Genomic DNA, 25,773 nt, shown 5'->3' with positions numbered 1-25,773 from the left:
GACACTCAAAGCCTGGGAGAAGCAGCATGACCGACCGAGTCCGCGTTCGATTCGCGACCAATCGAAATCCTGTTCCAGGTCCCGATCTGTTCGGGCCAAAGTACAGAGACAACAATCCGAAGCACTATGTCACGGGATCCATCGACGTCTACCGGCTGTCCAACCTTCCGGATACCGGTTGGGTGCCGGACTCCAATTCGGTGCAAATTGATCCGCCGATCGACGCGTCGGTGTTCCAGCCGACCACGCAAAATCACAATGACATCGTGGCGTTCGCGCGCGATCGCGTCGCCGCGGAGCTCGCATCGGCCCGCGCGTCGCAATATGGCCTGATATTGCTGCCGGGTTTCGATTCGACCTTTTTAGGTTCGATGAGCCGTGCCGCGCAGGTCATGTCAAACTACAAAGCGGCAGACATCTTCTGCTTCTCATGGCCATCCCAAGGAAAATTGGACTTGGCGAGCTACAAGGCGGATCGTGATGCGGCCGCCAAGTCCGCCAATGCCGTCGCCGACTCGCTTCGCAGGTTATTCGCCGTTCTCAGGGCGCTTAAAGCCAACCTCCCGGTCTTGCACCTCGTCCCTCATTCGATGGGAAATTATGCACTTCAAAACGCCGTTCAGCTGATACCCGCGAAAGAACGCAACACTCTGCTATTCGAAAGCGCGTTTCTGATGGCGGCCGACGTCAACTACGACGCCTTGTCAAAGGCCAGCGAACTGAAGCCATTGATCACCCTTGCCAAGAAAGTTCTCGTATACAAGAACGGCGGTGACCTGGCGCTGTCGCTGTCCGGCAGCATTCTTCTCAACAACTATCCTCGCTTGGGACAGTGGGGACCGCGTGATCTGAGCAAGCTTTCCAAGACGGTCAACTCGATCGACTGCTCTGATGTTGGATCAACCCAGGGAGACGACGGCGGGTCCCACTACGGACATCAGTACTACCGTCTGTCTCCCTGGGTCCTGAACGATGTTGTTCAGGTTCTGGCTGGAATACCGGCCAACAAGATCGCGGGCCGCCTTCCCGCGATCCCCGATGAAGGAGGCCGCGCTTGGTGGATTCCGTACGATTCGGGGGCTGCATCTTCAGGACGCGGCAAGCCGCGCAAAAACGAGGGAAAGCCGACCAGACGCAAGAAGTGAGCTGAGGTTGGGTCCGGTGGCCCATGATGGTATGGGGAGTTTCGGTGACGCAATCTTCTCCTAACGGCCACGCATCTCACCCCTGCACAAACTGCCCGTCGTGCTGATTCCCCTTGCACCGTCGGGCAAATCACCTGCACATTTTCGGCCATCCCGCCCGCACTGAGAGGGGCGTATCGCGATCGTCACGGGACGTTGCGGCGGGGAGCGGTGGCCGCGGGGCGACGCAGCATCTCATGGAGGTGCGGACGAACGTCGTTTTGCGGACGGTCAAGCCGTGTGGTCCCGACACCCCGACGCTGGTGTCTTGGTCGGCGACGATGTCGATGACGGGGGCAAGCAAGCCGGTCCCCAGGGAGAGCACGGAGCAGCCGTTCAAACCATTGCGCAGGGAAGGCCGGGTTGTTTCCGGCTGAGCCTGTGGTTCCTGCCCCGTGCATTTTTTCCGCACGGGGGCCATGGTGCCAGTCGGCACTCGGCCTTCCCTGCGCCCTCTCAATTCAAGAGGACGCCAGACTGCAGCAGAGCTCGGGCCTGACAGGTCGCGAGATCGCGGTGGCATGGGCGTCAGTAGCTGCGACGAGCGCAGGCTGTTTGACAGGGTTGATGGGAAATCAGAGAGCGCGGCTCAAGCGAGACTTGGGGGGCTCAAACGTCCGGCTTCGCCAAGAGGCTTCGCCGGACACGCTTCGCCCTGCGGGCTACTCGCGCGGCTGCGCCACGCGTAGCCCGCAGGGCGAAGCGTGGTGCCCCTGGCCGGCAGTCGCCTATTCCCATAACCATCTGAATTTAAGGTCATTTTATCCGTCAATCGCTGCCGATACCAGCAGAAATACCAGCAAGATGACGCGCGCTGTATCAGCTCGCAAAAATAAAACAGCAGGCGCCTCGGCAGCACGCGCGGCCCATGCCTTCTGGCCTCTACAATCGTCCCAACCGGAATCGAACCCGGCTCTGACTCCCCATCGGATCGAACTAATTTGATATCACGCGGGCAAGAGAGGATTCTGCCATGCGTACATCGTCTAGTATGCCCCACGACGCCGAGCGGCACTTACCTCGCGCTGGACGGTTTCGGCGGTCGACCGGTTCGCTTGGTGCCAGACGGGCGCCGAAAGCACTCATCCGTCCAATGACGGCGGCGCGCCAATGTCGGACAAGGCGCTGCGGATCATAGGCTGCGATATTGGCCCCGGCGGCGACCAATGTGCGCCCGGCTTCCGCGCGACAACGGCGACCCTACTCAACAAGGAGGGCGCGTTCAACAGCAATGGTGGAAGTCGATCTCGTGCACTACGCGGAGAAAAAAGCGCTGGCGCCTTGGCGGCGCCAGCTCGACAAAGGCGGCAAGAACAAGATCTACGGCATCTACGGCCGTGCCGCCTGTTGCGCCGAACGCCTGCGTTTAATGCAGCATTTGGCTAATTGCCTCTACAACCTGCGCGACGGTGTCTTCGCCGTCTCGCTGCGCAGATCGGCGGCCTGGCTTGGTCTCGTTTCGATCCTCGGCAGCGAATCGTGATATTCATCCACGCTGTCGAGGTCGATCAGCGTCTTGCCTCCCATCTTGTAGGCCCTGATCCTGTCGTGGGCGATCAGCTCATAGGCCTTAGTCTTTCCGAATTTGCCATAGCGGCAACCGTCCTTGAACTCGACGAGTCGGCGACGCTTATTGTTATCATTGTCAACCATGGTTCCTGCATGTGCTTCGAAGATCTCAAGTCATCCGGTTTTGACTTGGCCCCTCGAAGGAAATCATCGAGCTTTCGCAAGGCCACAAAGCTCATCAGGCGTGTTGCCTCGCCCATCAGTTCGGCGCCTCTGTCCAAGCCCGCGACGATGTCTTCTTCATCGAAGAATTTGGCGAAGTCTTCACACCATATCGTGAACACAAAGCAGTGGTCGATGCATTCGCAGATCGTCGCAATCTGGCCGGATCGTGTGTCCATCGCCACTCGTCTCCCCGAACCAGAAAAAGAAAATTGCCGCGCCGGTTAGCGGCTGTGGAGTGTCGCGTAGAACCGCTTTTGAGCTCCAGGCGTTGGCTCATACTTGAAGCAATCCTGATAGTTTTCGATCGCCTGCATCACGCCGAGCAGAGCGGGAGCGGAGAATGCCGTCGTTTGCCCCGTTGCCCAATGGGATACGAAGTTGCCGATGATCGTGGCTGAGTGCATTTGCAAGGCCTGCTTCTGGGCCGGTTCAAGGATGAGGCTGCCGGCCCGATCCTCAAGCTCCACCGCCGCCTTGATGGCGTTGAGGTATTCGCCCGGTGTGCGCTTATCGTCGCCAAACGCGAGATCGGGCGGCACGGGAATGCGGCACTTGTCGATAATCGTTTGTAGGACATATTCGAGATATTGCCGCAGCCGGGGCGCCGCATCGTCCACGCGTCCTTGGTTCAGTAGGGTGTTCGTTGCATCGCGCACCTTGTTGACCGCGCCCGACTGCAGGAGCACGGCCGTGTGCGCAGTTCCTTCGAGCCTTTGATGCGACCAGTCCGGCGAGCCGGAGTGCTTGTTGAACAGCTTCTCCAGCAACGTGTCGTGGCTCAGCAATATCACTTGTGGCCCGTTCGCCTGGAGAGGCCGCGCGAAACGTGTTCGGATGACTTCGACAAGGTGATGCTGGTGCCCGGCATCGAAGCTCGATGTCACATCGTCCAGCACCATGAAACGCGGCGCGCCCCCGTAGAGGGAGGCAGCCGCCAGGTAAACGGAAACGGCAAATGCGTTCCTGTAGCTCTCCGACAGCAGTGCTTGCGCCGAGACGTCGTGAAGGGTCCAGAAGGTTGCCAGGCCGATCGTGAGATCTTCCGTTCCCGACGGTTTGCGAAGGATCGGCGTTACGGGGCTGAACATGATTTGATGGAACAGGTCCTGGCAGAGCGGTTCAACCCTTGCGAGCCGGGTCGCGGCCATTCCCGACTCGGCCTGCGCGAACACCGCGCTCGCCTCGTCGAGGAAGGATTTCAGCCGTGCGATGCGTTGGCCACGTGCGGTGAGCTCGGTTGCCTCCCTTCCGGCTGACTCGAGAGTGGCCCAGTTTGTCTGCAGCCGCTGCGCCGCTTCAATGGCCCGTGTAACTGTCACCAGCGAGGGCGGCATCTTTTTTGAAAGGGCGGCACTTTCGGCTGCGAGCCTTTGTATCTCCGCTTCCGCCTTGGCCCGCATCGTCGCGATGTGCGATGCGAGCGCGGTGATTTCCGCGCTCGCGATGGTCCCTTCCTCGCCGGAACGTTTCAGACGCGCGAGAAGGAGGGCCTCGTCCTCCCCGAGTACGAGCTTTTCGAGCGCATCCAGGTCTGACCAGCCTTTGGCCGCCCATTCCGTAGCCACGGCCGCGGTTGCCGTTTCGACAGCGTCATATTGGCCGAGCTTCTCACGCACGTGGTCGAGCACCGAGCTGTCGTGTTGCACACCGCACGTCGGGCAGAGGTTCGGTGACGCCCATTCGGCCCCAGACATAACTTCGTCGCTGACCTTGTAGAGCCGCTGCAGCGGTTCTCCCGCAGTCCCGGCAAGGGCATCCTCGCGCGTGCGTGCAAGGCCGTGCAGTATCTCGGCGTCACCGTTGGTGGGCGTGGCTTTATTCGCCGTCTTCCATCGCTCTTCGGTTTGTATGAGGGAGGCGAGGCGCGCTTTATCGGGACCGCCTTCAGCGGCGTTCACGGCCGCGTGGCAATCGGCGCCGCTGATCTGCATGAAGGTCTTGCCGTCGCAGTGCGGCGACAACGTGGGTATGGCCGCCAAGGCCGCGTGGCAGCGCGCTTGCGAATCGGCGGCAGGGGCCTGCGGCGCGATTTTTTCAAGGACAAGGGCTTCGTAGTCCGTCTCAATGGCTTTTCGCGCCGCGACGATGGACCGGTCGGCGGCGACCTTCTTGGCAGCTTGCGCGCTTGTATCGAAGTGCGAGTTGAAGGACCGCGTGTGGCTTAGTTGCTGCAGCTGCTGGCGAAGGGTGGAATAGCGGGCAAGACCCAGCAGACCCGAAAAGGAGCGGCCCCGGTTCAACGCCGTCTCATCCATGAAGCTTTGAAAGGTTTGTCCATCGAGAAGCACGAATTCGCGGTTGAGTTCTGCGAGAAGGGCTTCGGCATCTTGGTGGCCGGACACACTCCTTTGGCCTGCTGCGTTGCGGGTAACCGTTATCGTGACCGCGGCTCCGCCATTGTCGGGCCGCAGGGTCAACTTGACTGTGCCGAGGCCGGCCGGGTGAAACCGGTTCAGGTAATAGTCTTGCGGCCGTTCGGCCTGAAGCAGCCGGTCCAGCTTGTCGATCTTGCCCCGGAAGGCAAAGCTCAATGCATCGTAGATCGAGCTCTTGCCGACGCCGTTTGGCGCGGTAATGGAGCTGACGCAATCGGGTTTGAATTTCAGCGCGAGCGGCGCGCCTTCGTTGTTGATGCCGCGAAAGCCTTCGATCTCCAGCCCCTCGAGGAACCATTGGATTGGCGCAGCAACTATTGTTGCCGGGCTCGGCGGCGGCGAAGCGGGCTGGCTGGGGGCGGCGCTGGGTGCCGCAGTGGCGGGCGGGCTCGAGAGAGCTTCCTCAAGCGCGTCGAGCAAGTCGCCTTTGTCTTGTTCACCGTTGGACAAGGCGGGGAGCGCGCCCGCCAGAATGGGACCGGCGACGGCATCCAGCTTTGCGAGCTCGGCTGAGAAATCCGTGACGTTTTGATCGAAGTTGGACGTGTCGCTAAAAGCAAATGGAACGGTTGTCGGCATCGTTTCCTCCCCGTGCCAAAGGTATCACGGGACAGCGCAAATCTCACCAGATTTGCTCGGTTAGCGTGCAATAAAAATTTGGGCAACCGGCGCAGTCGATCATCGCATCTTGCTTATGCGGTCTTCGACGTGGAGCGCGTATCCTCAATCCGATCGCCGCCCTAGGATTCCGACTTCGGACAACGGCGTTGTTGGAGAGCCGCCTTTGGCGTTGCTGGCGGTAGACTAGCCGCGCAGCACGACGTCAGGATGCTACGACTGCCATTCCATAAATTCCGCGCGTTCGAAGCAGGGTAGAAAGCTTCGCGGCTTCCCAGACCATCATCCAGCCCTTCGTTCACTCTCTGCCGAGCTCTCCAGTAGCGGCATATCGAGGCTTGGAATCTCCGGCATGGCTTTGCCGGCAATCGCCTGCAGGTCGCCGACCATGCCCACTGTAGACTCGATCACGGACAGGATTTGCGTCTCGCGCTTGGCCCACTGCCTGCCCATAAACTTGCGCTCCTTGTCGAGGTCCTCGCGCATGTCGTTGAATTTCTCAACAACAGCTTCCACCCTCTGCCGGAACTTGATGCCGGTTAGATATTGATAGACCTGTTCCATCTTGGTCTGTTGTCCGTGCTGCGCTAGGCGCGACCCACTGACCTCGATAAGGGTCTGACGAAGAGCGACAGCAACCGGGAGAGCATAGCGCGGATGAGCGACCCATACCCCGTCGACTAGATCAAAATGCTCGATGTGCTTCGGAAGAGCCTGGGAAATGATAAGGGCAACGTCGGCCCCACAACGCCGCTGGTCGTCCACCCATCGCTCCACGCTTTGGTAGGTTTGGACTCCCAAAGGATGATGCCGGCGGCTTGGCCGATCGAACCATTGACTTGCTGGACAACATCGGCACCCAGCTCGCCTTTGCCGACAGCCTCGACCAAGTCGGTCGGAAAACGCCCACGCAGCAGTACCTCGAGCTCAAGCTCAAGCACTTCGCCCTGGGACTGCTGAGAGCCTTGCTCAGCTTTGCGCTTCAGTTCCTCGATCGTGCGAGCCATCGACTCGATCGTCTGATCCTTTTCCGCGACGCGCAGCCGAGCGGCTTCATCAGCTTCCTGGCGGGCTTTGATCTGAATTTGATTGATCGACGCTTGAACGCGTTTTTCGACAGTGAGATCGAGTTCGCGCTTTTCTTCGTCCAGGGCGCGCTGCCGACGCATCAGCTCCGCCTGTTGTTGCTGGGCCTCGGCAAGCTTGGCATTATTGACCTCCAAGGTTCTCCGGAGCTCAATGGCCTCGGCTTCCTTTGCGAGGAGGTCAGCGGCCGCCGCCTCGTGGGCTTTCTTGGCTTCCGCGGCGACCAGTTGGCCGCGCTCGGCGGCTAGGCGGTTCGAAACCTGTTCCTCAACCTGCTCACGGTCCCTGGCGAGCTGCTCACGCTCCAGCCGCAGCGCCTCGGTCTTGCGCGAAACCTCAGCATCCTTGTTGGCCAACTGTTGCTGGAAGTGTTGCCGGGTCTCAGCCAAAAGCGGAGCCGCAAGAGATTCGGTTAGCGGAATTTCGTGGTTGCAGTTGGGGCATCGAAGGATGGGCTCCTGAGCGGCGCCGGCCGCGGTTGCTCTGAAACTCATGAGTCGTCTCCTTGGTCGCTCCCCCCAGGCTTGCCGGAACTAAAGGTGATACGGCGAGCCGACACGCATGCGGCTGTACCGTGATTTCCACATCCCGGTCGAAGGTTGTGAGCACCCGCATCGGCTTTTCCACCGAAACCAGCTTGAAATGCAGCGGCGATTTTCCGCGCGGACATCAACCGCCTCATGTGCGGCCTAAGGCTGGTGCTGGTTGGCGTTTGGAGGCCGAGCTCGTATCGCCGTCAACAACAAATGAATTTTTGCGGCGATGAGGCGGGAGATCACGAGCGCAGCTGTCGATCTCGCGCTTTTTCACAGGATTCCTCCGCCACTCCAGTACGGATAAATCGGGAAAGACTTGCGGTTGCCGAGCGCGCTTCAACCTACGGATCGAGGCCGCGAGTTCTTTTTCGTGTTGCCGCCAGCTGAAGTACGTTTTCCGTGCAATACTAGAACAAACCAAGAACACGATGTCAAGCCCCTGACAGCGGAACGACGGCAAAAACGAAAGCCGTGACCACGGCAACGCATCCATCGGAAGAGCGACTGAACAGAGTGGTCGGCAGGCGCCTTCGGAGCGCGCGGACGGTCAAGGCCAGCGGCTCTTGTGTTTCAACAGAATTCTTCATGAGGTGCGGGAAAATGCCATTGTCCGTTGGCGCAATGTCATAAGATAGTTCAACTGTAGATGGTACCGCCGACCGTCCAATTTTGGTCATTGATGTATTTCCAAAGCTCATTGAGGAGACGTGGCAGTGTTGTCATTCATATTGAGTGCGTGTTGCGATAACCTTTCGCGGTCCAAGCGCGAACGAACGTCGCAGCGCGCGGCACTGATCGTGGCAATCGCTTCTATGATGTTGGGTGCCATGATCGACAGCGCTCGCTGCGGCCCGCTCGAAGACCTCGTGAACACCAAATATCCTGCCGTCACCGCGGATCAACAGAGCCAGCGCGCGATCAAGACCGCTCTAGATGCGCTTCGCTCGAGTGCCGATGTCAACGTCGGTATCGGTGTCGCGTTTGACGACCTTCGGGCTTTGGTGCTCGCGCGTTCCGAAGTCCAAGCCGCTGGCATCACCGAAATCAAGCTGTCTGGAGACAATGACGTCCTCGACATCTCCTTGACCCTCGATCGCATTGTCGATGGCAAGATCATCCCGGACAGCCGCCAGGCATTGAAAGCTCTGTTCGACAAGCTGCATCCCCATGTGGTTGGACGTATCTCGTTCGGTATCGCCGTCGAAAGCGCGACCGAAGGCGCGACAAATGATCAGGTTACCGCGATCGTCTTCCGGCTTCTGCCTGTCTTCCGCAATATCAAGGTCGACAAAATCACCGTGGATACTGGTGAACTCGGTCAACTTCTCGGAAGAGATACCGCCGATATGACCGGTGCGGCCGACTCCATCGTCAGCTGGCTGAATGGTTATGCGGATCGGATCTCTGGAGGATTGAGCCATCTCGAATTTACGCGGATCTCCGTCCCGATCAGTCCTCTCCCGGCGGAGTCGGCAAATCACTCCTTCCAGGCCTCAACCTCCGGCCAAACGAAAATCGAGGTGAAAGTCACCGGCAACCCCATTTCCTCTCCCGCGCGCGTCGCAGCCATCGCATGGTTGATTGATCGCAACCGGATCATCGGGGTTGTCAAACTGGCGTTCCCCACCGATCCCAAGCCTTCGTCAGGTCCTCAAACTGGCGGAGCCGCGTTCAAGGATCTGAAAGAACTCGTGGACCAGCGAGTAAAGGATGGTCTCGGCATCGCCGACTGGCCCAAGCACACTACCGTAGCTGTGTCCAAATCCCTCATTGCCATCATTCTAAATTCTGCATTCCTGCAATCCCACCTTTGTCTGACAGCTTCTACCGACATCCCGAAGCAGGAGTTCGAGAAAAAAGTCAATCTCCCGGCGGCGAGCCTCATCGATTGCACCCCCTCTAAGCGTTGCGATCAGCCTCACGACGAGCGTAGCTGCGGCGGATGTATTAGTCGCCCCTTCGTCGGTGGCTGTTGGATCCACACCAACGATCCGGTATGCGAGGCCGCAAAAGCTACTCAGAACTCAATTTATGCTGCTAACAAGGCGGCTTGCGAGACGGAGAAAACGACCCTGAAGCTCGCGTGTGAAGGCGGCAAGGGTGTTGTCGATGCCATCGCGCATACTGGAAACTTCGCAAATATCGATGGCAGCTTCGGTACCGGTTCGGCCTCGCTCACGGCTTGTGTCCAAAGTGCGGTATTCACCCCAAAGCTCGATAGCGCCAAGTTGTCGCTTTTGCTCGGAGGGCAGGGAAGTGCTGATACTCATATTCACTTCACGCCCCTAGACATCGTAGGACACCTTGCCTGCCAGGCTCCATGGGGCCAAAGCAAACGTGTCTCCGTCACTCTGCCGAACCAGAACCTCGACGTGACCGCGGAGGCTCATCACACCAGAGCCGAGGATGGCAGTTTGGGGTATGATTTGAAGCTGCGAACGTCTGGTCTCGTCGCGCAAATACGTCCAGCTCCGCGTGATATTATTTTGTCGAGCTATAACATGGATATCGCTTGCGCTCCGATTGCCCCCTTGGTGAACACAATCGGTTTCAGCGCCGCACCCTTTATTCCGGAACTTCGCGGCGAGGTCCGCATCCCCGATCAGGAGCTTTCCTTGCACTACGATGTGCGCCCGGTCCTCGTGAAGGCGGGGCAAACACCCGTAACTTTGCGCTTTTCCGATAATGGGACCGCCCTTGCCGGAACAGCCGAAATCTCTCACTAGAAGTCTAGCGGCAAGTCCGCTCTCATGTCGGCGGGGATCATGTGACCCAGGCTCAAATCGCAAAAATCTGGTTCGTCGTGAGCGCGGTGCTGCTTTACTACGCGCTCAATACGTGGATCGTGGTCCAGGGCGGCAATGAGATTTTCGGAGCAAAACTTGTCGTCTCCAACAAGACACCTGCCGCCATGATCGCGATTCCGATCTGCACAATACTGTTGTTCGCCGCGTCGTGCATCGGGCGCTTTTTTGCGTTGCGCGGCGGCCCTCTCTGGCATCGACGCATTCCAATTGTCGGTTTCGAAGATATCGATACCGGTTCGCGCGAAGGCAGGATTTTTCAAGGCACCATGCTTTCGATATTCTCAATCATCCCGGCGATCGCGCTGATCTTCTTTTGGCACGCATTTGTCACGGCAACAGTGATGTTGAACGACGGCAGTAAAAAACCCGTTGGACTCTTCGATTGGACCGTGCTCGCCAAGACAATTAACGACCCGGCCCGCATTTGCACCGATTTCATGAAAGACCTTCCGGATCCCTGTGTTGCAAACGGCACCGTACTTCCCGGACTAGAGCCGACCGTGTTCGCTGTTCTAACGTTGATGGCCATAGCTGCGCTCGTTGCACATTGGACCGCAGTGCTCGGATCGAGCCAATCGGTTGAGGTGCAAGCGGCAGCAACTCCTAATGCCGAGTAGCGAGAAGCCAGATAGCCGCACGCTGCGGTGCAGAAGTACGCTGGTCGAGCATGTGCAGACTATACAGCGGATGGCACCACCGACGAACTCTTCATTCCTCGGATGCCTTTTTGCGCGCGTCGAGTTGTTCCATCATCCACAGGCCTGCAAGCTCGTCTTCGGCTGTGACGACGGTCTGCCCTGAAGGCATAAACGCCGTGATCAGGTTACCGGGCGTCAAGATGCGTACGTGGGATTCATCAATCCATGCCAGCAGGCGATCGGCTACCAGTCCAGCGATGGCTTCATCAGGATCGAGCTTTTCGTTTTGCGCCCATTCGCGAAAGCCCGGATCACGAACATCAAGTTCTCCTTCACTTGCAGCTTGCTGCAAGATGACCCACTCGTTCGTATTCACCTCACGCGGAGCCCACTGGCTTGATTCAATCGTCGCCAGTTCCTTCTTATCCAACTCGAAATGTTGAAACTCCCAGCCGACGGTCTGTCCCGTTTGTCCAATCCTTGTCAAAAGGAAAGGCGCAAGTCGCTCCATCTGCAGCGTATCGTTCATTGGAAGGTACTGCTTGAATTGATTGGACAACCGCGTCCAAATCAGTTCGAGCAAGATTCTGATAGGATTCTCGTTGTTTGACACAACTGCGATCCACCAGTCATCCAGAAGGGGAGAGATGTAAGGCTGACCGTTCATTTTGAGCAGGCTGTTGCTCCGGCAAATGACCAAGCTCGGAAAGGAGCCGAGCCCAAAGCCGCGTGTGGCTTTATTCTGCTCAATATAGTCAGAGAAGCCGTAGCGAAGACCGGCCTCGTCAACGTAGCCTTCATAACCAAGGACGACTCGTATTGGGCCAGTCAACTCCGTGACGAGCAAATGGTAAAAATACCGCACTTCCTCTGGCAATTGCATTAGCTCCGCCCGCCTCCTGGGATAAAGGCCAGTAAGGCGCGCGAAGGCTGTGAAAGCGGAGGTGACGTCAAACTGTGGTTGCACGCTTTGCACGTAAGCGCCGAACATATCGTTGATGTTGCGGAGTTTCTGAAAGGCGTCGTCCAGATCCGCGCCGTACAGATTCTTCTTCACTTCGAAAACGGCGAGTACATTCTGGATCGGCCAGACGAAATCGCTGGTGTAGGGGACCGGTTTGCCTTCGCCCGTGACAAGCATCGCATCTGTCTGCGGCCCCAGTTGACCGTCGTGCCCTTCGACAAAGCCGCTTACGACGCGTACGTCGAGCTCGACCGGGATGGCGCGATCCAGCAAATCCCGTGTCAACCCCTCATACATGGCCCCAATGGTTGGCGCATGCGTGATGTGTTCTTGTGCGAGCTTGGCGGCCTCTGCCTGTTGAAGGTCCTGCAGGATGTTCGCAAGGCTGGTAATCATGGGGTGTCTTCCCTGGGAGCGTGCTGCTGCTTGAGCGGCGCCCGACGGCGCGCCGCTGTTCCGCCTCGAGTGTCTCAAGATACGATGCGACCGTCGAGGTGAGCACGAATCAGCCCTCTGCCGACTTCGACGCTCGGTGATCCTTACCGGAACCGCAACAAGATCAACACGCCGCAGCTGCCGCCAGAGCCGGTGCCAGATTCTCCGCTCCGTTCGCCACGTGCTCCAACGCACGGTCCATGATCTACCCGGCTGCCTTATCTTCCTTTTCCGGACCGCGCATCACGATCTCCAACGCGTTGTCAGGCAGAGGCCGCTGCAACGCCTTGGCCTCGTCCCACGGCGCGCGCATCCAGATGTCGCGTTCTTCCTCGCTCGTCAGGATCACCGGCATCGCTTTCGGATGAATAGGCGCAACGACGGCGTTCGGCGATGTCGTTAGGAATCCATAGACAAGGTGAGGGCCCGGGATCGGCTTGGACTTCGTGCCGCGGGTGAATGCGCTCGATCTGTCGCGCGAATTTCTTATGGGGAGGCAAATCGTTCAAGCTGGTATCCCGCGTCTCTGTCTTGTCCTGAATCGGTCCCAGCTCGCCATCAAGTGCGGCAGAAACGAGATTCTGTTGCGCCGTGGCGCGAGTACTCCACGAACGCGGCAGCACTGGATCAATGTGAAAAGATCAGTATAACATCGCACCGATCAATCTGAAGGGGCTCCGTTCCTCGCGCGCGCCAGGGTGAAGTGCGGCAAAGGGCCGGCGAGGCGGGGCGACCCTGCTGCGCGACCTGAGGCTGCCAAGCGGACGGCGGCCATATGTCGACATGGCCGAGGCCACCGAGCAGTTGCCGGCGGGAACTACGTGGCTGCTGGTGCTGTTGCGACGCCACGCTCTGATCGGGAACGCAAGGGAGCCAGGGGCGAGCACGGCAACGACGCCTATCCGCAGGCGGCGGAGTGAGGGTCAATCCGGGGCCGCGACAGCGGTCCGGGAACTATGTCGGGAAATTCTCGGCGGCGCGCCGAACTGGCGTGCGGCCGAACGTTACTTGTAACGGTGTAACGCACGATCCGTGACGGCGTAACGCACCCACCAACGCCTCATGTGACGAGGTAACGCGAGTCCGTCTGCTTGGGGACCCCGACCAGGCCAGTGGCAGGCAGTCAAGGCCGAAGCCGCGAAGCGGGGGCGCAATAATGCCACTTTCAAGCCTGCCGCAGGCCCGGCCCACCTCCGCCGGCAGAAGGACAAGCCGTAGAGCTCACCCTACTTCATCGAACTCGCCTTTCGGACGCCACGAGACGGGATCTGCGATCCATCGGTTGATGTCGGATTCATGCCAGCCGGTCCCGTTGACGCTGATCTTGATCTGGGTCGGGAACGTGCCCTCGGCGATCTTGCGGTAGATGGTGGACCGGGACAGCCCAGTTCGGGCAAGAACGGTTTTCAAGCGGACGATACGGTCTCGTTCTCGCATGGCCGCGCTGCCTTCCGCTGGCTGTTTCTGACGACTGCTGAGACCAGACAAGGCATGCATTCAAGGACGCGCAAGAGGATTTCACACGTCATCGTACTGTGGCGAACAATCGGCAGTAAATCGGATTGCTCAAATTCCTAGGCCCCGGCCTCTGCCGAGGTCGATGCCATGTGTGAAGGCCAATTCGAGGCCGAGCCGGCGGCCCGATTCGAACGCGATCCCGAGTTCCCGCTTGCGGTTGTCGAGGAGGGATTCCAGTTGCGGATCGCGTTCGAGGCTTCTGGCCATGTCGCCCATCGCCGAGCGCGTGGCCTTGTAGCCGGAGATATCGCCCGCCTGATACTGGCGCTCGCTGATGTTGTCGAGCTTCTGCCAGTCCTCCACGAAGCGGTCGGCGCGGCGGCCCGGATTGATGCGCAGTTCGGTTTCGAGCTGAAGCGCGCGGATGGCGCGGTCGAGCCGGCCGCTGGCCGCCTCGCGGACCAGTTCTGGGTTCTTCTTGTAGGCGGCTTCGGCGTCGTGCGAGCCATAGGGCCGCACCTCCTCGAAGACCTGGCGGGCCTTTTGTAGTTCTTTCACCTGCTCGGGACTTGCCTCGCCGCCCATCTCCTGCACCTCGAAGATCGCATCCACGGCGCGGGCATGGCGCACGAGCGCCTGGGTACGCACGCGACGCAATTCCTTTTCCGGGTCTGCCGCCACACTCCTTTCCGGCGCTTCGGCTTCGCGCCGCTCGGCTCCGGTACCGCTCCATTCCCTTTCCGGCGTTTCCCGCTCCGGCCTCCGTCCGCCATCCGGGCCGGGCGCATCTCCAGGAGAGCGAAGGCCGTCGAACATGTCCCGCAGCTTTTCCGGCACGACCATGCGCACAATCTCGGTCACGCGCTCGCGGAAGGTGATCCCACGCCGCTCGGCGTAGCTCTGGACCGGATCGGCACGCTCGTAGTCCGAGGCCATCTCCTTGGCCCGGTCGCGGGACAGGGTGCGGACAAGCCGGTCCTGACCGGCAAAATCGTCCCGGCCGTAATGCAGGTGGACGCCGTCGCGGTGCCGCGACAGGGAGACATAGCTGCCATGGGCGTCCATGCCCGGCGTCGCCAGCACATGGGTGCGGTCTACCGTCATGCCCTGCGCCTTGTGGATGGTCGCGGCATAGCCATGGTCGATCCGGTCATAATCCTTGAGTTCGAAGCGAACCGATCGGCCATCGTCGGTCTGCACGGTCATGGATTGCGCGCTGACCCGCTCGATGGACCCGAGCGTGCCGTTCTTCACGCCAAGGCCGCGCTCGTTCTGCAGGAACATGACGCGGTCTCCGCTGGCAAAATCTCTCGCGCCGCGCTCGACGGTCAGGCGGACGTCATCCCCCAGATCACCCGCAGCCCGCATCCGCCCGCGCGCCGCCTCGTTAAGCGCCCGGACCTCGTCGTTGGTATGAGTGAGGATGATCCGGCTCTTGTCAGGCGACGCCTGCCGGTCTCGGTTCCAGCGCTCGATCAGATCGCCGCGCGCCTGTTCGCGGGTCTGGGCCTCATGCACCATGCCGCGGGAGCGATAAACTTCAAGCGCATTACCGGTTTTGCCAGTGGCGAGATCGCGCGTGGCGTCGCGCTGCCAGTCTTCCCGCTGACGGCGCACTTCGCTGATTCCCGCGCCGGCGTGTCGTTCGTGAATCGAACGAAAGGCCGCGCCCGCTTCTATTGCTTGCAACTGCTGGGGATCGCCGACCAGCACGACTTTCGCGCCGGCCTCTGCCGCATGGGATAGAACGCGTTCCAATTGGCGCGTGCCGACCATGCCCGCCTCGTCGATCACCAGCACATCGCGCGACCTGAGCAGGTCGCGGCCTTGTCCCCAGCCATGCTCCAGGCTGGCAATGGTGCGGGACGATATGCCCGATCCGCTTTCAAGATTTTCCGCTGCGATGCCGGACAGCGCCAAGCCACGGACCTCATAGCCGGCCGCTTCCCAGGCCTCTCGCGCCACGCCCAGCATCGCGCTCTTTCCCGTTCCGGCATAGCCGACCACAATGCCGAGATCGCGCCCATCGGTGATATGCGCCAGCGCGTTGGCCTGCTCGCCGGAAAGCAAAAGCCCGCGCCGTTCAGCGCGCAGGAGTGCGGCCTGCCTGTGAGCATCATTGACCGCATAGCGCTCCCGTTCCGCCATTAGTTTAGCAGCGCGATACAGGCGCTGTTCGGCCTCAATCATCTCGCGGGTCGTGAAGCGATCTTCACCGCGTCCGTCCTTGCCGAGTTCGACCAGACCAGGTGCGCCGCGCATCGCGCCCGTGACCTCGTTGAACTGGTCGATGCCGTCGCTGTGCCGATGCGCGAACTTCGCCATGTCGCGCTGCGTGAAGGTCGATTGTTGCTGGGTGATCGCATCCAGTGCGACGGAAGGATCGGCAATGATCCTCTCGCCATTGTTCCGCGCGATCTCGCGGTGCATCTCGGCGCGGTCAGCGGCCTCGATTCCTTCGCCTTCGATCCGCTGCGCCGGCGCACCGATCTGGCTTTGCGGTTCAAGCGCGAGGCCCTGTGCTTCGAGGCTGCGGTGGTCGATCCGCGCGTCGATGTCGAGCTCGGCCAGCCGCTCGTTGGCAAGCTCCGCCCAGCGTTCGCGCCAGCGCTCCACCATCTCGGTGCGGTTCCACTCCCGCACTTTCCGGCCAAAACCGGTCTCGTCCACCGCGCGCATGGTCAGCATGACGTGGGCATGGGGTTTGGGCACGCCGTCCTCGGCCATATCCCAATGCACATTGAGATCGGCGATCATGCCCCGATCGACGAATTCGCCCCGAACGAAGTCGCGGGCGAGTTCGATGCTCTGTGCCTCACTCATCTCGCGCGGAAGGGCGAATTCGACTTCACGGGCAAGCTGCGCGTCCTTGCGGACTTCGAAGGCTTCGACATCGTTCCAAAGCCGTTCGCGATCGCGCCATGCTGGCGGCGCGTTCTCCGGCAACATCACCTCAGAATGGACGACGCCGCGCTTTCCCGAAAAATCGTGGCTACGCTCAAGGCGCTCGTCGCGCAGCCGCGAACCCGAGCGGTAGGCGGCCGACGCTACCGCACTGGAGCCAGACTTGCGGCCAATGACCTTGACGTGAAGATGATAGATCGCCATCGCGATCAGATCAGTGGCACGGCAGAGCGCACGTCGGAACGACGTATAAGCGCGCCCTCCCTCGAAAAATTCTCGGGAGGGACTACCGCGTCCCAGGCCGTCCTGGCGACCTTACAGCATTGTGCCGGGTGCTCGTCTATCATTTCTCCATCAACCCTGACGGAGACGATGATGCGCAAACCACGGGACTTCGACGCAGCACTAAAAGCGCTCGAAGACAAGGCGCGAGGACTGAAGACCCGCAAAGTGCAGCAACTCGGTGAACTGGTGATTGCTACCGGGGCAGACGCGCTTAACGCCAACGAACTGGCGGGCGCGCTGGTCGTGCTAGCCGAGACAAAAGAAGCCGGAAAGAGGGAGGCATGGGCCAAACGCGGGGCCGCGTTTTTTCAAAGCCGGGCACGGCGAACTGCGCCGCCAGCTGACCGAAACGCGGATGGCGCTCCTGCGCAACCGAGCGGCACGCAACCGGCATCAGGCCGCAAGGGCGCGACATAACATGCGCACGTGGCAGGTCGAGCGCCGCCGGCGCACGCGGCATCTAATCGAACTCGGCGGCCTCGTCGTGAAAGCCGGTATCGTAGACCTGACCGGCGACGACCGCGCCACGATTTTCGGCGCGCTGCTCTGGATGGCCGACAAGCTCCAAAGCGGTCAGGGCGAACGGGCGCGAGCGCTGTGGGTAGCGAAGGGGAAGCAAGCGTTTGAGGCGGATCCGGCAACACACAAGGGGACAGATCGAACTGTTTCAGCAGCACATCGTTGATGCACGATAATGGTAGTCCGCCGAGCGACTGCGTGCGCGGAGCGTCGTTCTAGTATGCGATCGGCGCTAGAAGCGGGGCGAAGGAACTCGCGATCCGCCAAATGTGTTTCGGCTCCGAACATTGACCCCACAGGTGCGAGGTTTATCAAACATTTAGGACGTCGATCGGTCCCTGGACCCCACGCCGACCCACAGGCTGGGGATGCAGTTGAGATCATCGAGCCGATCAGCGTCGAGAGGAGCGTCGCTGTTAGTTCGGCAGCGAGCGCATTCTGATACGGTATCATGCTGAGGCGGCGGTCTTCGACGTCCCGGCGCCATATCCGACGTCATGGATCAGCTTCGCGCGCATTTCAACTGGGGCAGGCGCATTCGATTGGCAGGTCGTCCCATGGCAATGGCGGTGAGTCCCCATGGATCGGCCGAAGACCGGGCTTGATTTGGCCGCTGTTCGAACCGTTCAATCGTCCTGATTGCTGGTGCGAGCGCGCAACTTGGCTTAGGTCTCCATTGCGGCCTGCGGCGAGCTCCAAAAGTCCGGCACGCGATCAGGTCCGGGGGGCGAGATGGTTCGGTGTGCAGCTGTCGTGTTTGGACTGAGTTGTCTTGCCTCGGCCGCTTTGGCCCGGGCCCCGGCGATGGCAACTCTCAGACCGGAGGCCAGCAAGTCGTGCATCGGGGTGATTGCCGCCGCCGACCGCTTCATGGTGACGAAGATCGGGTTCACTGCATTTGACAGCGAGACCTTGGTGGCGCCGATCGAGAGCTGGGGCCTCGATGATCTCATCGCCGCACGGGTTCGCGTCGCAGCGGGGGCCGGCGCCACGGTGCTGCGCCTGACCTATCCCAAGAGCGCGTTCGATCCGTTCTACGATCCTCCATCTCGCCCGGCTCCGCCGCCCGGCCGCCAGTTGACAGATATCGTTCGGCGGATCGCGGGGAGCACCAGGTGCAGGCGCTACGTCGTCATCACGGCGTCTCCCGGAGCATATTCTCCGACCAACAAGACAATTGCCGGAGTAGGAGTCTATCAGAACAGCCTCTCAAAAAGCGTGTACGTCTACGCTCATCTCCTCGTCACGGTTTTTGACGGGGAAAGCTTTGCCATTCGCCAAAATCCCTACGCAACCCTCCAAGCGAGGCTCGAGCGGGCTTTCGTGCCGAGGAAGGATTTCGATCGCGAGATCGATCGCACGTTGTTCCCGTCGTCCGCGGCGGAAGCGGCCAACAGCGCTGCCTTGCGCAATGGCGCACGCGGCGTCGTGGCGGAAAGCCTCGACGACTTCCTGCCTGCGTTTTTCCGGGAGTGAGACACGGCTGACGCCAGAACCCTGGCCGCGCCTACCGGTCACCCCAGGTGCTTCGAACGACGACATATTCGCCGCGCTGTGGCGGCGCTTACGATTGCGGCAAGACCAGCAGGTGCAGGAGTGGGCGGAACTCGGCTGACTGAGATTTCTGCGCCCGTCGCATGAGTTGCCACATTGCGTGCTGAACGGGGGCGCTCTTCTATGACAGTTCGTGGGCGAACACTCACCCGGCGCGAGCTCTACGACCTGGTCTGGGCGACGCCGATGAGCAAGCTTGCCCGAGAGTTCGGTATCTCGGATGTCGGTCTCAAGAAGGTTTGCGACCGCCACCGAGTGCCAACACCCGGGCGTGGTTACTGGGCGCAGCTCGAAGCGGGTAAGAACCCGAAGAAAACGCACTTCACCGACGTACCGGAACCTGCGCTCAATCGCATCGAGATTCGGCCCGGCCTAGTGGACCTGCCCGAGCCCGTTCGGCAGGTCATCGAAGCGCGGAAAGCCGAGCGCAAGCTTGCGGCACCTCGACGCCAGCGATTGCTGGCGCCTGCACCGATCCACGAGCCCATCACCGACGTCCACCCGGCCGTGCGGCAGACCGTCCAGGCCCTGCGAAAGTGCACGCCGTCCAGCGTTTCGGCCGAGGCCTTCGGCGACGGCTTGTGCGGCGTGACGGTCGGTCGGGAGAGCATCGAGCGCGCAGCATACGTCCTTGATCGGCTCGCCCGTGCCCTGGAAGTTAACGGAACGCCCCTTGCCCCGACTGGCGAAGCCATGCAGGTGACGGTCGGGCCGGAAAGGGCGGTCTTTAACCTCAAAGAACGAACGCGTACGGTCGCGCATGTGCCAACGGCCGATGAACTGGCCGAAGTGGCGCGGCGGCGAGAGCAACGGGAGCGGCACTGGCGTAACCCGAGCCGATGGCCTGCCCCGCCTTACGGAGCGGTCTACCCTGAGAGGGACACCGTCTGGACCGGCGAACTCTTGATCCAGATTGATGGATACAGCGATGGGGTTCGCCGGTCCTGGGCTGATGGCCGAACTCAACGTCTCGAAGACCTGGTGTCATCGGTCGTCGATGGAATTACGGTGCTTTTGGCCGCGCGAAAGGTGGCGCGCCAGCAACGAGAAGAAAGAGACAGGAGAGAAGCCGAGTTACAGCGGCGCCACGATCTCGCCCGCGCCCGGTCTAAACGAGAGGAAGCTCGCTCCGCCTTCGCAGACGACATCGTGAAGCTCACCCGTGAGGCGGACGCTCTCCGCTCCTGGCTTGCTCAAGGGCACCTGACGAAAGCCCCTCAGACGAACGGGCAGGTTGCCCGCTTCCGTGCCTGGCTAAAGGACCGATTGCAGACGATTGAAAACAAGCTCGATCCAGTCATGGTCGAGCGCGTGCTCGCCAACCAGAAGCTCTTCCCGAACCCTGAAGAGGACGAGCTACACGATCCGTTGGGAGACCCGCCCCCCAGGCGCTGGTACTGAACCGCACATCGCTGAATTGGCCGGACGCTGGGTGACGCACTTGCCTACCCCTCGGCTCAATAGGAGAGGTGGATTCTGTTCGGTTGTTCGATTTGGCATGGGCCGTGTTTCGGCGTTCGGAAGCGCTGGTGGGGCACGATTCGTCCAACTCCACAAAGATCTTGCGAGGAATCGTCAGAGGAGTTAGCGGAACACGTACGAAAGCCAGTCCAGCTCTGCTTGCGAGACGCTAAAGCCATCGTCCGGTTGTCGCGAACAACTATGCGTCCCGGTCATCGCGAAGCGGCAATGGAAGCCCGGCAGTTTCGCATACGGCTTCGATTAGGAGGCGAACGGCCCGCGCATCCCAATCGATCTGATCGATCGGTGCGTTCCAGTATTCGGATACAACGTGGGCTGCATGCCGAGCTTTTACGCCGTGACCAAGGGCAGTAAGCGCTGGCGTCTGCATGATGGCCCGCTCGATGGGTTCTAAGCGTCGGAGCGCGTCCTCGATCTCCTCGAGGTGGGCTTCCGAGCCCAAGCTCTGCAATTTCTGAATTTGAGCCGCCACTCCCTCGAACTGCTCGCCTAGCGTCATGAGCGCCGAATCTTCATCGGTTGCCTGCATGGCGAAGCCTATCTCCGTATCATGACCGCGCGCATTCCCCGTGTGGATCGGCCGAAAGGCGCTGGTTTCTCTGGTCTGAGACAAGTCAGTTCCTGCGATATGACGGCGATTGTGGTCGGGCAAAAGAGCGGCCCACACGACGATAATATCCAATTTTTAGATAATCTGCAAATCGGATTATTTGAGTTGCCCTCGATCTACCGAGGGGCGGCTGTCGAATGTCTCAAACGCTTCAATCGCCACGCCATGAGGCGTTGAGGGCGTTTATAGTAGAAAAGCGCAAGAAGGCTGGTCTCACGCAGGCCGAGGTAGCTGCAAAACTTGGCCGTTACCAATCGTTCATTGCAAATGTTGAAAGTGGCCAACGGCGAATCGATGTGGTTGAATTGATTGATATTGCAAATGCCATCGGTTTTGATCCGCGAGAGGCGATAAAGAGGTTGAAGTCGGTCAGTTCAAAGTCTTAAGAACGTCAGGCGATGGTACCGTCTGTCGCTTCTCAGCCGATGCTCGCGCGCGTCAATAGTCCCTCGCGTGCGGCACCCGGTTCAGCCATAGTCTGGAGGACAGAGTGACCGCGACATATGTCCCGTGGGATGAACCCTGTAGCTCAAGTATTGTAGTATAAACGCCGGGGCACTGCTCCGGTATCGGTTGATTGAGCACACTTAAGTCGTGAACATCGCCTACGCTCCATACATAAGCTTGCCACAGATCTAACCGGGCAGCATCAACCCCATCTGAAAATAGGCGATTCAAGCCTGCGTGCCTCCCTTGATCGGCATCACCTTCTTGGGATCGAGCCAGTGGTCGATCCGATCAGCCCAATGCTGCATCAGCCTCGTGCGCGAGCCGATCAGCGCGAGCGGTCCGTGCTTCTTGTAGAGCCCTTCCACAGTCGAATTATCGAGATGCGCGAGCTGCAGCTCGACGACATCGCCATCCCATGCCTTGGCGTCCTTGATCTCTTCGTGGTGAGACAGGGTCGAGAAGGTGGTCCGGAACCCGTGGGCGCAATGATCAGTCTTGGTGTCAATGCCAAGCAGCCGCAAGCGCTTGTTGAGCGTGTTGTTCGATAGCGGGGCATCCTTCGAGCAGGAAAATGCGTATCGGCGATGGCCGGTCAGCTTCTGAACGCTGCGCAGGATTGCAAGTGCCTGCCGTGACAAAGGCACGACATGGTCCCAACCGGTCTTCATCTTGGTGGCTGGAATAGTCCAGCGTTCGGCATCCCAATCGACCTCGCTCCACTCCATTTCATTGACCATGCCGGGGCGGGGAATGGTCAGCGCGTCGAAGCGCAAGGCAAGGCCCACAACGTCACCAAACCTCGCTCTCGTCCAGGGTGCGCTGATGAGCTTGAAGACGCGCGTCACGTCGCGCGGTTCGGTGACGCCGGGACGCGGGGTCGAAATGTTGGCAATCATCTGCCCATTCAGGTTGCGGAATGGATTGTAGCCGTCGCCTTCAACATCAGCATAGTTGCAGATTTGCTCACAGATGCTGCGCACGCGGTCGCGTGTTTCCAGCTTTCCGTCGGCTTCGTATGAACGCATGAAAGCGAGCACGTCCGGACGCTTGATGTCTTGCCTGCATAGCTTGCCGAAGCGATCCTTGACGTAGCCGACGCGCAGCTCAAGCACCTCAATAGTCTTGGGATCACGTACCGCGACGACCCTACCGCGTTTGACTTTCTCGACCTTCTTCTTCGCAAGCCATTCGTCCGCCCATTGCCCGAAAGGCCGGGCGGCCGCCTGCCTGTGCTTGTCGAGCTGCTTCTCGATGCTCGGGTCTTTGCCTTCCTTGAGCAGGTCTTTGGCCTTGTCGCGCTCGCGCCGCGCGTCTGCGAGCGAGAACGTGCCATCCCTGCCGTTGCCGTAGGGGCCGATGGAGTAGGTTTTCTGGCGGCCGTGGAAACGGTAGTCCATCCGCCAGAGCTTGGAGGCAGCGTTGCCGGGCCTGCTCACGTCCGGCGTGACGAAGAGATAGAGCCAGCCGCCGGTCACGTCGGAAATCTTGGCGGGACTCCACGCGCCCTTGTCGAATTTCGGTCGGGCGGCGCGGCAGTCGACGTCGGTCCTGATCTGCTTGGGATTGGCGCACGCGCCATCGTTCTTGCCGGCCATCTGCTCAATTCCTTCATTCGGAATAGCGAAAGTCGCCGTGAACGTTTGTTCTCCCGATACCAGCAAGATACCAGCAAAAATACCAGCAAATCGGCCGGCTGGGATCGGAGGAGAACAAACGGTGACGAACGAAAATGTACGCGGAAGTGCCTATTTTTCAAGGGTTTCCGAGCACTGCGCGGGCGGTTGCGGACGTTTGAGAACGGGCTTGAACAGCCTAGTTGGTGCCCCTGGCCGGAATCGAACCAGCACTCCTTGCGGAACTCGATTTTGAGTCGAGCGCGTCTACCAGTTCCGCCACAGGGGCATTCGCCGGGCCTGTGCAGGAACCATAGCGAAGCGGGCGGACTATAGCGGGCGGTCGGGCCGGGTCAACCCGCACGGACGTGATGGGCGCGCATCTCGACAGCTTTCGCGGGCCGGAGTAGGAGCCGGAACGGCCCGGCATGGGACCGGAGGCAGCCCCGTTCGGGAGGACCGATGACCAATACTTCTGTGATGGCGCGCCCTGCGGCGGGGAGCATGAGCCCGGCGGTGGCGGCGGCGCTGCTCGCGGCCGGCATCGCGGCGGCGGCCTTGGCCGGCGCCTGGTACATGCAGCTGGTCTGGGGCCTGCAGCCCTGCGAGCTCTGCCTGAAGCAGCGCTGGGCCTATTATGCGATCGTCCCGCTCGGGCTGCTGATCGCGCTCGCCGCCAAAGGCGGCGCACCGCGCGCGCTGGTGCTCGCGGGGCTCGGCGTGGTCGCGCTGGCCGCGCTCGGCAATGCCGGGCTCGGCGTCTATCATTCCGGGGTCGAATGGGGCTTCTGGCCGGGCCCGACCGAATGCACCGGGCCGATCGGCAATCTCGGCAGCGCCGGCAGCCTCCTGGAGCGGCTCGACAGCGTCAAGGTCGTACGCTGCGACGAGGTGCAATTCCGCTTCCTCGGCCTGTCGCTTGCCGGCTACAGCGTGCTGATTTCGCTCGCCATCGCCGCCATCGCCGGCTGGGGCATCACCCGGAAGCGCGCCTAGTCGTCGACATCCTCCTGCGGCCGTCCGAACAGATGGACGATGCCGGGGGTGGCGATGGTGACGAACACGAAGCGCGACAGGTGATGCGCGCCGACGAAGATCGGGTCGATGTGCAAGGTCAGCGCCAGCGCCATCATCGCGTCCATGGCGCCGGGCGCGAACGCGACGATGGTGTCGGAGAAGCGCACATGCGTCACCAGCACGATCACGGTGACGAACAGCGCCGAGATCGCCACCGCGATCGCGAACGAGCCGAGCGCGGCCCTGATATGGCCGACCAGGGTCTTCACCCGCATCCGCGCGAAGCGGCTGCCGATCAGGGCGCCGATGCCGACCAGCGCCACGCCGCGCATCCATTCCGGCAGGCCGCCCTCGACCAGATCAGTGCCGTGCAGGACGCCGCTGGCGACCATCGCACCGAACAGCCAGCTCGCCGGAAACTTGATGAGCTGCATCAGCATCGCCGCGACCAGCGAGGCCACCAGCAGTGCGAGCAGGCCGAGCGGCGAGGCGACGCTCTGGCCGAGCGAGATCGGCGCGGCCGGTGCGACGCCGGCCACGGCCAGCACCAGCGGCAGCGCCGCCGTCAGGATGATCACCCGCAGCGTCTGCACCACGGCGATCGCCGGCAGGTCGGCGCCGCGCTCGACCGCGAGCATCGTGATCTGCGACAGCGCGCCGGGACTGCCGGCGAGCAGCGCCGAGGTGCGGTCCCAGCCATGGACGCGCTGCAGATAGAGGCTGGAGCCGAAGGTCGAGCAGAACGTCGCGAGCGCCAGCAGGCCGATGGTCACCGGATAGGCGCTGACATGGTTGATCAGCTCGCGCGAGACGACGGCGCCGATCGAGATGCCGAGCAGCAGCAGAACGGTTTGGGTCAGGATCGGCGGCATCGCCAGCGGGCGGCCGGCGATCGCGGCGATCGCGGTCGCGATCATCGCGCCGGAGATCAGCCCGCCGGGCAGATGGGCGACGAGGAAGATCAGGCCGCCGGCGGTGCCGAGCACGAGGGTCTCGATCGCGCTCAGGGTCTTGGCGCGGCTCGGCAGGTCGAAGGGGAGGGAGGAGATGATCTGGCGCACGCCGCCTTATGCCAAAAGCCGCCTGCGCGAACAATTCCCGCCGTTGCGCAGGCGCCATGCGCGCATGCGTCCGCGGGCGCCGGTCATTTCGGCTTGTCCGGCGTCGGCAAGGGAGCGGGCACGGGTGTCGTCGCGGCAGCCGCCGCCGCCTTGTCGCGCTTGCAGGCCGAGCGGAATTTGCCGCGTGCCTTGCCCTTCAGCCCCTGCTCGTCGGCCTCCTTGGAGCAGGCGATGGAAATCGTCCGGCGCGCAGCCTTGTCCAGGGTGGCGAACTTGTCGGTGGCGGCATCGGGCCGCGCCGGCAGCGTCAATCCGGGTTGCGCGCGGGCGGGGCCCGCGGCCGACAGGGTGGCCATTGCGATGGCCGCAATCGCCGCCCGGGCAGTTACTCTCATGCTGAAGTCCTCGAACGAAAGGCATGGTGCGATGTCCGGCGATGCTGA

General features: G+C 61.1%; 19 protein-coding genes, 1 tRNA gene and 2 pseudogenes. 11 read left to right on the top strand and 11 right to left on the bottom strand.

Features of this window, described 5'->3' with window-relative positions:
• The first annotated feature begins 26 nt into the window (after positions 1 to 26).
• The 3 genes from QX128_RS07960 (at position 27) to QX128_RS07950 (ending at position 3,143) form a co-directional block, all read left to right on the top strand.
• Positions 27 to 1,145: an alpha/beta hydrolase gene (locus QX128_RS07960; protein ID WP_316237147.1), complete on the top strand. Its 1,119-nt coding sequence runs from the start codon at positions 27 to 29 to the stop codon at positions 1,143 to 1,145.
• A 1,270-nt stretch (positions 1,146 to 2,415) separates the two neighbouring features.
• Complete coding sequence (locus tag QX128_RS07955) at positions 2,416 to 2,667, top strand: hypothetical protein (protein ID WP_316237146.1); 252 nt, start codon at positions 2,416 to 2,418, stop codon at positions 2,665 to 2,667.
• Complete coding sequence (locus QX128_RS07950) at positions 2,664 to 3,143, top strand: hypothetical protein (protein WP_316237145.1); 480 nt, start codon at positions 2,664 to 2,666, stop codon at positions 3,141 to 3,143. The genes QX128_RS07955 and QX128_RS07950 overlap by 4 nt, the downstream gene beginning before the upstream one ends.
• Here QX128_RS07950 and QX128_RS07945 read toward each other — a convergent pair.
• Entirely contained in the window at positions 3,140 to 5,872 is a 2,733-nt protein-coding gene (locus QX128_RS07945; protein ID WP_316237144.1) for an AAA family ATPase, read from the bottom strand. The genes QX128_RS07950 and QX128_RS07945 overlap by 4 nt on opposite strands.
• Positions 5,873 to 6,193: 321 nt before the next feature.
• A pseudogene (locus QX128_RS07940) lies at positions 6,194 to 7,491 on the bottom strand (DUF2130 domain-containing protein).
• An 869-nt stretch (positions 7,492 to 8,360) separates the two neighbouring features.
• Here QX128_RS07940 and QX128_RS07935 point away from each other — a divergent pair.
• Both QX128_RS07935 and QX128_RS07930 read left to right on the top strand, forming a co-directional pair.
• Complete coding sequence (locus tag QX128_RS07935; protein ID WP_316237143.1) at positions 8,361 to 10,259, top strand: hypothetical protein; 1,899 nt, start codon at positions 8,361 to 8,363, stop codon at positions 10,257 to 10,259.
• Between the two features lie 41 nt (positions 10,260 to 10,300).
• Positions 10,301 to 10,957 carry a hypothetical protein gene (locus QX128_RS07930; protein WP_316237142.1) on the top strand — a complete coding sequence of 219 codons (657 nt, stop codon included), beginning with the start codon at positions 10,301 to 10,303 and terminating at the stop codon, positions 10,955 to 10,957.
• A 91-nt stretch (positions 10,958 to 11,048) separates the two neighbouring features.
• Here QX128_RS07930 and QX128_RS07925 read toward each other — a convergent pair whose 3' ends face one another.
• The 4 genes and pseudogenes from QX128_RS07925 to traA all read right to left on the bottom strand — a co-directional run bounded on the left by QX128_RS07925 (position 11,049) and on the right by traA (position 16,943).
• Positions 11,049 to 12,338, bottom strand: coding sequence for a DUF6602 domain-containing protein (locus QX128_RS07925; RefSeq protein WP_316237141.1), 1,290 nt, complete (start codon positions 12,336 to 12,338; stop codon positions 11,049 to 11,051).
• Between the two features lie 244 nt (positions 12,339 to 12,582).
• Positions 12,583 to 12,831 (bottom strand): annotated as a pseudogene (locus tag QX128_RS07920) (SOS response-associated peptidase); the annotation flags it as partial.
• A gap of 767 nt (positions 12,832 to 13,598) precedes the next feature.
• Positions 13,599 to 13,814, bottom strand: a complete 216-nt coding sequence (locus QX128_RS07915; protein WP_316237208.1) for an AlpA family transcriptional regulator — start codon at positions 13,812 to 13,814, stop codon at positions 13,599 to 13,601.
• Positions 13,815 to 13,943: 129 nt separating this feature from the next.
• Entirely contained in the window at positions 13,944 to 16,943 is a 3,000-nt protein-coding gene (gene traA / locus QX128_RS07910; RefSeq protein ID WP_316237140.1) for a Ti-type conjugative transfer relaxase TraA, read from the bottom strand.
• Between the two features lie 171 nt (positions 16,944 to 17,114).
• On the opposite strand from traA, the gene QX128_RS07905 reads away from it, so the two are divergent.
• The 4 genes from QX128_RS07905 to QX128_RS07890 all read left to right on the top strand — a co-directional run bounded on the left by QX128_RS07905 (position 17,115) and on the right by QX128_RS07890 (position 20,498).
• Positions 17,115 to 17,441, top strand: coding sequence for a conjugal transfer protein TraD (locus tag QX128_RS07905; RefSeq protein WP_316237139.1), 327 nt, complete (start codon positions 17,115 to 17,117; stop codon positions 17,439 to 17,441).
• A gap of 1 nt (position 17,442) precedes the next feature.
• Positions 17,443 to 17,709: a conjugal transfer protein TraD gene (locus QX128_RS07900; protein ID WP_316237138.1), complete on the top strand. Its 267-nt coding sequence runs from the start codon at positions 17,443 to 17,445 to the stop codon at positions 17,707 to 17,709.
• A gap of 704 nt (positions 17,710 to 18,413) precedes the next feature.
• Positions 18,414 to 19,019, top strand: a complete 606-nt coding sequence (locus QX128_RS07895; RefSeq protein WP_316237137.1) for a hypothetical protein — start codon at positions 18,414 to 18,416, stop codon at positions 19,017 to 19,019.
• Positions 19,020 to 19,283: 264 nt separating this feature from the next.
• Positions 19,284 to 20,498 (top strand): hypothetical protein, encoded by a 1,215-nt coding sequence (locus tag QX128_RS07890; protein ID WP_316237136.1) that lies wholly within the window; start codon positions 19,284 to 19,286, stop codon positions 20,496 to 20,498.
• A gap of 259 nt (positions 20,499 to 20,757) precedes the next feature.
• Here QX128_RS07890 and QX128_RS07885 read toward each other — a convergent pair whose 3' ends face one another.
• Positions 20,758 to 21,261, bottom strand: coding sequence for a hypothetical protein (locus tag QX128_RS07885; RefSeq protein WP_316237135.1), 504 nt, complete (start codon positions 21,259 to 21,261; stop codon positions 20,758 to 20,760).
• Between the two features lie 65 nt (positions 21,262 to 21,326).
• Here QX128_RS07885 and QX128_RS07880 point away from each other — a divergent pair, with 65 nt between their 5' ends.
• On the top strand, positions 21,327 to 21,575 hold the full coding sequence (locus QX128_RS07880; protein ID WP_316237134.1) for a helix-turn-helix transcriptional regulator: 249 nt from the start codon (positions 21,327 to 21,329) through the stop codon (positions 21,573 to 21,575).
• Between the two features lie 288 nt (positions 21,576 to 21,863).
• Here QX128_RS07880 and QX128_RS07875 read toward each other — a convergent pair whose 3' ends face one another.
• Together QX128_RS07875 and QX128_RS07870 are read right to left on the bottom strand one after the other, a co-directional pair.
• Positions 21,864 to 23,234: a tyrosine-type recombinase/integrase gene (locus QX128_RS07875; protein WP_316237133.1), complete on the bottom strand. Its 1,371-nt coding sequence runs from the start codon at positions 23,232 to 23,234 to the stop codon at positions 21,864 to 21,866.
• Positions 23,235 to 23,456: 222 nt separating this feature from the next.
• Positions 23,457 to 23,541, bottom strand: a tRNA-Leu gene (locus tag QX128_RS07870).
• 173 nt (positions 23,542 to 23,714) lie between these two features.
• On the opposite strand from QX128_RS07870, the gene QX128_RS07865 reads away from it, so the two are divergent.
• A complete protein-coding gene (locus QX128_RS07865; protein ID WP_315804559.1) occupies positions 23,715 to 24,248 on the top strand; it encodes a disulfide bond formation protein B in 534 nt (177 codons plus the stop codon).
• On the opposite strand, the gene QX128_RS07860 is transcribed toward QX128_RS07865, so the two are convergent.
• Both QX128_RS07860 and QX128_RS07855 read right to left on the bottom strand, forming a co-directional pair.
• Positions 24,245 to 25,330 carry an AbrB family transcriptional regulator gene (locus QX128_RS07860; RefSeq protein ID WP_316237132.1) on the bottom strand — a complete coding sequence of 362 codons (1,086 nt, stop codon included), beginning with the start codon at positions 25,328 to 25,330 and terminating at the stop codon, positions 24,245 to 24,247. The genes QX128_RS07865 and QX128_RS07860 overlap by 4 nt on opposite strands.
• Positions 25,331 to 25,413: 83 nt before the next feature.
• Entirely contained in the window at positions 25,414 to 25,725 is a 312-nt protein-coding gene (locus QX128_RS07855) for a PsiF family protein (protein ID WP_316237131.1), read from the bottom strand.
• Positions 25,726 to 25,773 lie beyond the last annotated feature (48 nt).

This window comes from Bradyrhizobium sp. SZCCHNR1015 (assembly GCF_032489875.1).
Taxonomy (GTDB): domain Bacteria; phylum Pseudomonadota; class Alphaproteobacteria; order Rhizobiales; family Xanthobacteraceae; genus Bradyrhizobium.
Note: the sequence above shows the minus strand (reverse complement) of the source record. Positions and strands in the feature narration are given on the sequence as shown.

Coding starts and splice junctions, on each gene's coding strand:
- QX128_RS07960 (WP_316237147.1), top strand. CDS start 27: ATGACCGACCGAGTCCGCGTTCGATTCGCGACCAATCGAAATCCTGTT.
- QX128_RS07925 (WP_316237141.1), bottom strand. CDS start 12,338: ATGATTACCAGCCTTGCGAACATCCTGCAGGACCTTCAACAGGCAGAG.
- QX128_RS07945 (WP_316237144.1), bottom strand. CDS start 5,872: ATGCCGACAACCGTTCCATTTGCTTTTAGCGACACGTCCAACTTCGAT.
- QX128_RS07895 (WP_316237137.1), top strand. CDS start 18,414: ATGGTGACGAAGATCGGGTTCACTGCATTTGACAGCGAGACCTTGGTG.
- QX128_RS07955 (WP_316237146.1), top strand. CDS start 2,416: ATGGTGGAAGTCGATCTCGTGCACTACGCGGAGAAAAAAGCGCTGGCG.
- traA (WP_316237140.1), bottom strand. CDS start 16,943: ATGGCGATCTATCATCTTCACGTCAAGGTCATTGGCCGCAAGTCTGGC.
- QX128_RS07875 (WP_316237133.1), bottom strand. CDS start 23,234: ATGGCCGGCAAGAACGATGGCGCGTGCGCCAATCCCAAGCAGATCAGG.
- QX128_RS07855 (WP_316237131.1), bottom strand. CDS start 25,725: ATGAGAGTAACTGCCCGGGCGGCGATTGCGGCCATCGCAATGGCCACC.
- QX128_RS07900 (WP_316237138.1), top strand. CDS start 17,443: ATGCGCACGTGGCAGGTCGAGCGCCGCCGGCGCACGCGGCATCTAATC.
- QX128_RS07865 (WP_315804559.1), top strand. CDS start 23,715: ATGACCAATACTTCTGTGATGGCGCGCCCTGCGGCGGGGAGCATGAGC.
- QX128_RS07935 (WP_316237143.1), top strand. CDS start 8,361: ATGATCGACAGCGCTCGCTGCGGCCCGCTCGAAGACCTCGTGAACACC.
- QX128_RS07915 (WP_316237208.1), bottom strand. CDS start 13,814: ATGCGAGAACGAGACCGTATCGTCCGCTTGAAAACCGTTCTTGCCCGA.
- QX128_RS07890 (WP_316237136.1), top strand. CDS start 19,284: ATGAGCAAGCTTGCCCGAGAGTTCGGTATCTCGGATGTCGGTCTCAAG.
- QX128_RS07880 (WP_316237134.1), top strand. CDS start 21,327: ATGTCTCAAACGCTTCAATCGCCACGCCATGAGGCGTTGAGGGCGTTT.
- QX128_RS07905 (WP_316237139.1), top strand. CDS start 17,115: ATGCGCAAACCACGGGACTTCGACGCAGCACTAAAAGCGCTCGAAGAC.